General features: G+C 66.0%; 12 protein-coding genes. 10 read left to right on the forward strand and 2 right to left on the reverse strand.

The genetic code is table 11. From position 1 onward, the window contains the following. The first annotated feature begins 277 nt into the window (after positions 1 to 277). The 9 genes from ACMUOY_RS19615 (at position 278) to ACMUOY_RS19655 (ending at position 6336) form a co-directional block, all read left to right on the forward strand. Positions 278 to 904, forward strand: a complete 627-nt coding sequence (locus tag ACMUOY_RS19615; RefSeq protein WP_413894421.1) for an FHA domain-containing protein — start codon at positions 278 to 280, stop codon at positions 902 to 904. 45 nt (positions 905 to 949) lie between these two features. Further along, the gene (locus tag ACMUOY_RS19620; RefSeq protein ID WP_413894422.1) at positions 950 to 1204 is read left to right on the forward strand and encodes a hypothetical protein; all 255 of its coding nucleotides are present in this window, start codon (positions 950 to 952) and stop codon (positions 1202 to 1204) included. A 106-nt stretch (positions 1205 to 1310) separates the two neighbouring features. After that, positions 1311 to 1937 (forward strand): FHA domain-containing protein, encoded by a 627-nt coding sequence (locus ACMUOY_RS19625; protein ID WP_413894423.1) that lies wholly within the window; start codon positions 1311 to 1313, stop codon positions 1935 to 1937. Positions 1938 to 2024: 87 nt separating this feature from the next. Next, positions 2025 to 2342, forward strand: coding sequence for a DUF6172 family protein (locus ACMUOY_RS19630; protein ID WP_413894424.1), 318 nt, complete (start codon positions 2025 to 2027; stop codon positions 2340 to 2342). A 20-nt stretch (positions 2343 to 2362) separates the two neighbouring features. Continuing rightward, positions 2363 to 3367, forward strand: coding sequence for an aldo/keto reductase (locus tag ACMUOY_RS19635; protein WP_413894432.1), 1005 nt, complete (start codon positions 2363 to 2365; stop codon positions 3365 to 3367). Between the two features lie 18 nt (positions 3368 to 3385). Further along, the gene (locus tag ACMUOY_RS19640; protein ID WP_413894425.1) at positions 3386 to 3748 is read left to right on the forward strand and encodes a translation initiation factor; all 363 of its coding nucleotides are present in this window, start codon (positions 3386 to 3388) and stop codon (positions 3746 to 3748) included. Positions 3749 to 3753: 5 nt separating this feature from the next. Then, a complete protein-coding gene (locus ACMUOY_RS19645) occupies positions 3754 to 3969 on the forward strand; it encodes a DUF3820 family protein (protein ID WP_413894426.1) in 216 nt (71 codons plus the stop codon). A 67-nt stretch (positions 3970 to 4036) separates the two neighbouring features. Next, a complete protein-coding gene (locus ACMUOY_RS19650) occupies positions 4037 to 6115 on the forward strand; it encodes an NADPH-dependent 2,4-dienoyl-CoA reductase (protein ID WP_413894427.1) in 2079 nt (692 codons plus the stop codon). A 53-nt stretch (positions 6116 to 6168) separates the two neighbouring features. Then, positions 6169 to 6336, forward strand: coding sequence for a LiaI-LiaF-like domain-containing protein (locus ACMUOY_RS19655; RefSeq protein ID WP_413894428.1), 168 nt, complete (start codon positions 6169 to 6171; stop codon positions 6334 to 6336). A 5-nt stretch (positions 6337 to 6341) separates the two neighbouring features. On the opposite strand, the gene ACMUOY_RS19660 is transcribed toward ACMUOY_RS19655, so the two are convergent. Beyond that, positions 6342 to 7394, reverse strand: coding sequence for a quinone-dependent dihydroorotate dehydrogenase (locus tag ACMUOY_RS19660; protein WP_413894429.1), 1053 nt, complete (start codon positions 7392 to 7394; stop codon positions 6342 to 6344). 40 nt (positions 7395 to 7434) lie between these two features. Between ACMUOY_RS19660 and rpiA the strand changes: the two genes are divergently transcribed. Beyond that, positions 7435 to 8109, forward strand: coding sequence for a ribose-5-phosphate isomerase A (rpiA, locus tag ACMUOY_RS19665; protein ID WP_413894430.1), 675 nt, complete (start codon positions 7435 to 7437; stop codon positions 8107 to 8109). Positions 8110 to 8744: 635 nt separating this feature from the next. On the opposite strand, the gene ACMUOY_RS19670 is transcribed toward rpiA, so the two are convergent. After that, positions 8745 to 9413 (reverse strand): IS481 family transposase (locus ACMUOY_RS19670; protein ID WP_413894431.1); only part of this gene is annotated, 669 nt, incomplete at its 5' end.

The raw sequence follows: 9413 nt of genomic DNA on the forward strand, positions 1-9413 counted from the left end.
GCGGCTCTCCTGCGTGACGTTTGTTTGTCAACACATTATTGCCAGCTGTTGCGCGCCACCCGAAACGGAAGAGAACCAATTTTTGTCAACTTTACGAGTCTGGCCGGTGCCGCGCGTGCGGCACCGTGCCACTGCGCACCCGCGCATAGGCCCTCGGCTCCCCGGTGAACAGCGCACGGACGGCAGAAGGGCGCCCGCGGCCTGCGAAAATGGCACATTTCGTGCGACGACAATCGCAGGGCCCGATCGGGCTTTTTTCTCGAGTTGAAGGGACACCATGGCCGAACTGGTCGTATCAAGCGACGGCGTTGAAACGCAGCATGTGCATCTGATGAAGGACCGGACCACGCTCGGGCGACGCCACCACAACGACGTTGCCCTGTCGGATCTTTCGGTCAGCGGCATGCACTGCGTGTTCGAACGCGGGGATTCAGGGGCTATCTGGCTGATGGACGTCGGCAGCACCAATGGCACCTATGTCAACGGTGAGCGCATCCAGCGGCGTCAACTGGAGGACCAGGATGTCGTCACCGTCGGGATCTACAGCATCCGCTTCCTGCTCCAGCCGCCCGTGGCGGTGGCCGGTCAGACATCGCCGATGCGGCTGGAGGCATTGGGCGCGCCGGGCCGCGCCGGCGCGCAGAAGGCCAGCCTGCGGGTGCTGGAGGGTGTGGCCCAGGGGCGCGATGTGCCGCTGGTCAAGACGGTCACCACGTTCGGCAAGCCGGGCGACGCCGTCGTGGCCGTCTACCACCGGCGGCACGGCTATTACGTGGCACTCGTGGAGGCCGGCGAGCAGCCTGCCTTGCACAACGGGCAACCCATCGGCACCGATGCGGCTCCGCTGGCCGACCAGGACGTCCTGGAGCTTGGCGATTCCCGGTTGCTGTTCATTCTGGGCTGATTGGCCCGTCAGAACGCCATTGCCCTGCACCGAGCGCCTCACCCGATGAACGGCAAGACCATCACCACGGCGCAGTACAAGCTGTTTCCTTCGCCGCGCAACGTGCACAGGGAGATCTTTATGCACCAGGTCTTCGTGCCCTATCCCTATGCGCTGATCGACCTGCCCTCCTTTGATTTCAAGGGAAAGTCCAGTCTGTATGCGGCCTGCCGGCTGTCCGACATGAAGATGGGGCAGCTGGTGACGCTGGAGCTGGTGGTGGACGAGGCACGCTTTCGGGCGCGGTTCGTGCCGGACTGAGCCGGCTTGCCGGATTCACCGCCGCGATCTACCATTGTCGCCATGCCGGCCCCGGCCCCCTACGCCGGGCGCAACGGGCCGAGTCCCCCACCCCACGGGAGTACCCATGCCGCAACTCGTGCTGTCGATCGAAGGTGTCGAAATCCGGCGGGTGAACCTGCAGAAGCAGCGCACGACGCTGGGCCGCAAGCCGCACAACGACATCGTTCTGGCCGACCTGGTGGTCAGCGGCGAGCACTGCGCGTTCATTCTGGAGGGGCTCGCCGACGTCACGGTCGAGGACCTCAGGAGCACCAACGGGACCTACCTGAATGGCCAGATGGTGCGCAAGCAGAAGCTGCGCGATCACGACGTCATCACCGTCGGGCGCATCCACATCGAGTACCTCAGTGCTGCCGCGCCGGGCGATTTCGGCCAGACCACCGCGATGCCGCTTGGCGGCGCGAGCACCTACGGGCAAGCCGCTGCCATCCACGCCAGCTTGCGTGTGCTCTCGGGCTCGTCGACGGGCCTGGAGATGCCGGTGGTCAAGGCCGTGACCACGTTTGGAAAGCCCGGCATCGCCATCGTGGCCATCTCCCACCGGCGCAATGGCTACTACGTGGCCGTCATGGAAGGGGGCGACGGGCCCCTGCTCAACGCCCGTCCGATTGGCGCGGATCCGGTCCCGCTCGGTGACGGGGACGAACTGGAGCTGGCGGGCACCCGCATGCGCTTTTGCCTGAAGGAATAGGCGCGCTGGCGGGGGCAGGCCAGGCCGCATAATCACGCTCCCGCAACGCGGCCGACTGGCGCGCCGCCACGCACCCAGGGACTCACCATGAAAAAGACATTCCAGCTCGAAATCGAAGGCCGCCATCGCGACCGCGTGGTCGATGCGCTCAAGCACGAACTGCGCAAGTACGTCCGGCGCGAGCGGCGCCGCGCCTTGCCCCCCGGCGTGGATTTTCTGGATTTCGATTGCCGCTTCGGGCTTGCCGAAACCGGGGCCGAGCCGGCGCACCTGTCGGGCCTGGGAGCGTTGATCGACGCAGCCGCGCGCGAGGGCGCCACACAGGTCTACATCGAGATCCTGGCCCGCCCAGGGCACCGCCAGGCCTGGCCCGCTGTGCCCGCCATTGCGGAGGAGAATCCGTGACCGGCACGCAGGACATGGCCATGCCGTATCGGCGGTTGGGGCGCAGCAACCTGCAGGTGTCGGCGCTGTGCCTGGGCACCATGATGTTCGGCGACCAGACCGGCCGCGAAGAGGCCGCCGGGATCCTGGCCGATGCGCGCGCACAGGGCGTGAATTTCATCGACACGGCCGATGTCTACACCAAGGGTGCGTCCGAGGCCATGCTGGGCGAACTGCTTCAGGGGCAGCGGCACGACTGGGTGCTGGCGACCAAGCTGGGCAATGCCATGTCGCAGCGGGTGAACGAAGGCCACTACTCACGCAGCTGGATGCAGCGCGAGGTCGAGGCCAGCCTGCGGCGCCTGCAGACCGACCATGTCGACATCCTGTATCTGCACCGCGACTACAACGGCATGGAACTGGAAGAGCCCTTGCGCGCCCTGGACGCCATGCTGCGTGACGGAAAGATCCGTTACTGGGGCGTGTCGAACTTCCGCGGCTGGCGCATCAATGAGTTGGTGCACCTGGCGCGCCAGCTCGGCATGTCGGGCCCGGTGGTCTGCCAGCCCTATTACAACCTGTTGAATCGTATGCCCGAGGTCGAGATCCTGCCAGCCTGCGTGCACCACGGGATCGGCGTGGTGCCCTACAGCCCGGTCGCGCGCGGCGTGCTGACGGGGAAGTACGCGCCGGGTCAGCCGGCGCCTGCAGGCACCCGCGCCGGGCGTGGCGACAAGCGCATCGGCGAGACCGAGTTCCGCGAGGAGTCGCTGCAGATCGCGCAGACGCTGAAGTCGCATGCCGAAGCGCGAGGCGTCACGCTGGCTCAGTTTGCGACCGCCTGGGTGCTGGCGCACCAGGCGGTCAGTTCGGTGATCGCGGGTCCGCGCACGCTGGCGCAGTGGCAGGACTACCGGCCGGCACTCGACTACCGCTTCACGGCCGAGGACGAGGCCTTGGTCGACGCGCTGGTGCGGCCGGGCCACCCGTCCACTCCAGGCTACACCGACCCGGCCTACCCGCTGGACGGGCGGGTGCGCAGCTGAACCACGGGCACTGCCGACATGAAGAGCCGATCCGGCACCGGCGGTCTGGTCTATTCGACCGAATCCGGGCGCATGTGCCCCGATTGCCGCCAGCCGCTGGCGCAGTGCGCCTGCAAGCTCGCCCAACCGCGCCCCGCCGGTGACGGCATCGTGCGGGTGTCGCGTGAGACCAAAGGCCGCGGCGGCAAGGCCGTCACGCTGGTGAAGGGCCTGGCGCTTGACGAGGGTGCGTTGGCCGTTCTGGGCAAGCAGCTCCGGGCCGCCTGCGGCAGCGGCGGCACCGTGAAGGACGGCGTCATCGAGGTGCAGGGCGATCACTGCGAGCGCGTGATCGCGATGCTCTTGGCGCAGGGACGGATGGTCAAGCGCGCCGGCGGCTGACCCCGATGGACACCGATTCGCTCGAGAAGCTGGTCACCCGCGAGATGCCCTACGGCAAGTACCAGGGCCGCGTGATCGCCGACCTGCCGGGCAGCTACCTCAACTGGTTCGCGCGAGAGGGGTTTCCCAAGGGGGAACTCGGGCGTCTGCTGGCATTGATGCACGAGATCGACCACAACGGCCTGTCGTCGTTGCTGGAGCCGTTGCGCAGGCGGCGGTAAGGTCGGGGCTGGCGCCGGCGTGACCTGCCTATGATGGCGGCATTGCTCTCACAGGACCTCGTTCTTCATGCTTGCAGCACACCCCCATCCGCCCGAGCCCGGCCTGGCCCTCTATCCGAACCTTCTCAAGCCGCTGGATCTGGGCTTCACGCAGATCCGCAACCGTGTGCTCATGGGCTCGATGCACACCGGTCTGGAAGACGGCCGCGACCTCAGCAAACTGGCGGCCTACTTTCGCGAGCGCGCCGAAGGGCAGGTGGGCCTGATCGTCACCGGCGGCTTTGCGCCCAACATCGCCGGATGGGCCAAGCCCTTTGCCGGGCGACTGACCACCTCGGGCGCGGCGCGGCGCCATCGCGTCGTCACCGATGCGGTGCACCAGGCCGGCGGCAAGATCGCATTGCAGATCCTGCACACCGGGCGCTATGGCTACCACCCTCTGGCGGTGGCACCGTCTCGCATCCAGTCTCCCATCTCCCCGTTCACCCCGTTTGCGCTCTCCCTCCGGGGCGTGGAGCGGCAGATCCGCGCCTTCGTCAACTGTGCGGCGAAGGCGCGCGAGGCGGGCTACGACGGGGTCGAGATCATGGGCTCCGAGGGCTATTTCATCAACCAGTTTCTGGCGCTGCACACCAACCAGCGCACCGATGAGTGGGGCGGCGACTATTCGAACCGCATGCGCTTGCCCCTGGAGATCGTGGCGCGCACCCGGGAGGCGGTGGGGCCGGACTTCATCATCATATACCGCCTGTCGATGATCGACCTCGTGCCCGGTGGCAGCAGCTGGGACGAGGTGGTGACATTGGGCAAAGCCGTGGCGAAAGGCGGCGCCAGCATCATCAACACCGGCATCGGCTGGCACGAGGCCCGCGTTCCGACCATTGCCACCAGCGTGCCCCGCGCCGCGTTTGCCTGGGTCACCCGCAAGATGAAGGCCGAGTTTGCGGCGGCCGGCATCACCACGCCGCTGGTCACCTCGAACCGCATCAACACGCCCGAGGTGGCCGAACAGGTGCTGGCCGACGGCTGCGCCGACATGGTGTCGATGGCGCGGCCCCTGCTCGCCGACGCCGACTTCGTGAAGAAGGCGGAAAGGGGCCAGGCCGACCAGATCAACACCTGCATCGCCTGCAACCAGGCCTGCCTGGACCATATCTTCCAGAACAAGCTGACGAGCTGCCTGGTCAACCCGCGCGCCTGCCATGAGACCGAGCTGGTCTACCGTCCCGCCGCTTCGCGCCGGCGCATGGCCGTCGTGGGTGCCGGGCCGGCCGGCCTGACGGCGGCCACGTTGCTGGCCGAGCGCGGGCACGAGGTGCACCTGTTCGATGCCGCGGCCGAGATCGGTGGCCAGCTCAACATGGCCAAGGTCGTGCCGGGCAAGGAGGAATTTCATGAGATGCTGCGCTACCTGGCGCGGCGCATCGAGACCACCGGCGTGCACCTGCACCTGAACACACCGGCCCACGCGCCCCATCTGGCCGCGTTCGACGAGGTCATCGTGGCCACGGGCGTGACCCCGCGCGACCCGAAGATCCCCGGGCAGGAACATCCCAAGGTCCTGAGCTACATCGACGTGCTGCGCGAGCGCAAACCGGTGGGCGAGCGCGTGGCCATCATCGGCGCGGGCGGCATCGGCTTCGATGTGGCGGAGTTCCTGGTGCACGATGGCCATTCCACCACGCTGGACCTGGCGGCCTGGCAGGCCGAGTGGGGCGTGACCGATCCGGCGCTCGCGCCCGGCGGCCTGAGCCAGGAGCGACCGCAGGTCAGCCCCCCGGCGCGCAAGGTCACGCTGCTGCAGCGCAAGAAGGGCAAGCCGGGAGCAGGGCTGGGCAAGACCACCGGCTGGATTCACCGCACGACGCTGAAGATGAAGCAGGTGGAGATGATCGCCGGTGTGAACTACGAACGCATCACCGATGAGGGCCTGCTGGTGACCTACGGCGACAAGCACGAGGACGCCACCTGGATCGGCTGCGACACCGTGGTGCTGTGCGCCGGGCAGGTGCCGCAGCGCGAGCTGGCCGATGCCTTGCAGGCGCTGGGCAAGACGGCCTACCTGATCGGCGGCGCCTTTGAAGCGGGCGAGCTGGATGCGAAACGAGCCATCGATCAGGCCGCGCGCCTGGCGGCGCGGCTCTAGGGGCCGGGCCCGGATACCATTGACGGATCGAGCCAACGGAACCTGGAGGTCACATGCGGGGCAACTTTGCAGCGATCGTGCTGATCGTCATCGGCAGTTTTTTTCTGCTGTCCAATCTTGGGCTGCTCAACATCAGCCTGCGTGAGCTGTTCCACACCTGGTGGCCCCTGATCCTGATCGCGGTCGGCATCAGCCTGTTTTTCACGCCCGGCCGCAAGTAGGGCGCTCAGGCGCTGTTCTTGATCGCCAGCGCGGCGTCGCGCACCAGGTCCGGGCCGTGGTAGATGAGGCCGGTGTAGATCTGCACGACGTTGGCACCGGCCTTGATCTTGCTCACGGCGTCCTCGGCGCTCATGATGCCGCCCACGCCGATGATCGGGTACTTCTTGCCCAGCGCGGCGCGCAGCTGGCGGATCACGCGGTTGCTGGCCTGAAGCACCGGCGCGCCGCTCAGGCCACCGGTTTCCTCCGCGTGCGACAGGCCCTTGACCGCATCGCGCGCCAGCGTGGTGTTGGTGGCGATGACGCCGTCCATGCCGTGGCGCTGCAGCGTGGCCGCGATGACCTCCACCTGGGCTTCGTCCAGGTCGGGCGCAATCTTCACAAAGATCGGAACGCGCTTTCCATGCTGGCCGACCAGAATCTCGCGGCGCTCCGCGATGGCCCCTAGAAGGCTATCGAGAGCTTCGTCGCTCTGCAGCGCGCGCAGGTTCTTGGTGTTGGGGCTGGAGATGTTCACGGCGACATAGTCGGCATGGGGATAGACCCCATCCAGCCCCTTGAGGTAGTCGCTGGTGGCGTCCTCGATCGGTGTGGCCGCGTTCTTGCCGATGTTCAGGCCCAGCAGCATAGGCGTGGCGCCTCCGCGCGAGCGGAAGGTGGAGCGCTTCACATTGGCGACAAAGGCGTCAAGCCCGTCGTTGTTGAAGCCCAAGCGGTTGATCAGGGCGCGTGCCTCGGGCAGGCGGAACAGGCGTGGCTTCGGATTGCCCGGTTGCGCCAGCGGCGTGACCGTGCCCACCTCGACAAAGCCAAAACCCATCGCGCCCAGGCCGTCGATGCAGCGGGCGTTCTTGTCCAGGCCGGCCGCCAGGCCCACGCGGTTGGGGAACTTCAACCCCGCCAGCACGACCGGGTCTTCGACGCGGCGGTTGCAGTACGCCCAGGCCAGCGGCGTGCCCTGGACGCGCGCCAGGGTGTGCAGCGTCAGTTCATGGGCGGTTTCGGGATCCAGCCCGAACAGGAAGGGGCGGGCAAGGGCGTAGGGGAGCAGCGACATTGATTGGATAATTCCGGGAAACTTCAACGGATTGTCTCAAATGACCCAGGATGAGCTCAAAACCCTCGTCGGCCAGGCGGCTCTGCATTACGTCGTGCCCGGCGAAATCGTCGGCGTGGGCACCGGCTCCACCGTCAACAAGTTCATCGACGCGCTGGCGGCGATGAAGGACCAGATCATCGGCGCGGTGTCCAGTTCCGAAGCGTCCACCGTGCGCCTGAAGGCGCTGGGTATACCGGTGTTCGACAGCAATGCGGTCGAGGACCTGTCGGTCTACATCGATGGCGCGGACGAGATCGACCACCACGGCTACATGATCAAGGGCGGTGGCGCAGCGCTGACGCGCGAAAAGATCGTCGCAGCGCAGTCGCGCCGGTTTGTCTGCATCGCTGATGAGTCCAAGCTGGTGACGGCGCTGGGCGCCTTCCCGCTGCCGGTGGAGGTGATCCCGATGGCCGCGCACCGCCTGATGCGCCAGTTCGCCGTGCTCGGCGGCGTCGCGAAGCTGCGCATGAAGGACGGACTGCCATTGGTGACCGACAACGGCCAGCACATCCTGGATGTCACCGGATTGCAGATCACCGATCCGTTGGGCTTCGAGTCGCAGGTCAACCAGTGGCCCGGTGTCGTCACCGTGGGGGTGTTTGCGCACCAGAAGGCCCATGTCTGCCTGCTGGGCACGCCGGACGGTGTGAAGACCCTGAAATTTGGATAAAACCAGACTTCCCCAGCGTCAAACGGTCGTAACCAGCTACCGTATTTGTAGCGATTAAAGGCGGCGTCAGGTCGGCACATCGATGGGCCGCTCGACCCTCCGTTCAGAAGCGGATGTTGGCCGGGTTGGTGTTCGGTGCCGGTGCCGGTGCCGGTGCCGGTGCCAGTGTGGCGGCGGGACGCGGACGGGTGTTGAAGGTCTCGACCGCGGGATCGGCCGTCCGCTACGGCAGGTGCGCCGCCGGCAGCGCGGGTCGATCCACTGCACGGCAGCGCCTAGCATAAAACGCTGCATCGCTTTGTTGCCATGGCCAAGTGAAGCGGCTGGCAACTGTTTCATCGTGTGGCGTAGTGGGCCGTGGCATTGAAGGATTTCGGTGTTGGAGGCTTGTGGATCATCGATGACTCTGGTTCCCCAAGGGAAGCACGCATTCAGTCCGCGTGTCGCTCCAAAACTTCCACGTCCTGGGCAAACGGGACACCTGCCCGGTGGCTGTCAGCGTCTCAGCTGCCTTTGAAGAATGCAGCCTGCCGAGTGCAGGTGCCTCCTGAAAATCCGAGGCGAACTTAGTCTGTAGACAATCCATATGAAACTTTCCTATATTCTGCTACCTTTCCAGTTCATAGTTGGCCCAGCTAGCTGTGAAGTGTCAACAGGTTGTTTCCTGAGAGCTTGAGCCTGGACATGGGAGTGGAGCCCCCGACCCCTTGGTGCGGGCGGTGCCAGTTGTAGTGGTGATTCCAGTAGTCCAGGGCGGCGGTGCGTTGTGCTGAGTTCTGGTAGGTGAAGCCGTATGCCCACTCCCTCAGTGCTGATTGAATAAAGCGCTCGGCCTTGCCGTTGGTCTGTGGTCGGTAAGGGCGTGTGAACTGGTGCTTGACGCCCAGTTGTCGGCAGGCCTGGGCGAAATCTCGGGATCGAAAGGCAGAACCGTTGTCCGTCAGCAGACGTTGTACCTGCACGCCCAAGCCGCGGAAGTAGGCCACACAGTTGTGCAGGAACTGCACTGCCGATGGCGTGCGCTCATCCGGGTGCATTTCGGTAAAGGCGATGCGAGCGTGGTCATCAATGGCCACAAACAGCATCTCCCACCCGGCACCATCCACCGAGTCACGCCGGTTGCCGGTAACTCGGTGGGACGGCCGCTCAATACGCCCGAGCTTCTTGGTGTCGATGTGCAGCATCTGCCCGGGTTCTTCATGCTCGTAGCGCACGACCGGCTCGGCAGGTTGCAAATCGCTCAGCCGGGAAAGGCCGCCACGGGCCAGCACCCGCGAAACCGTGCACTTGGCAACTTCCAGTGC

This window comes from Candidatus Skiveiella danica (assembly GCF_022705245.1).
In the GTDB taxonomy this organism is placed as follows: Bacteria; Pseudomonadota; Gammaproteobacteria; order Burkholderiales; family Burkholderiaceae_C; genus Skiveiella; species Skiveiella danica.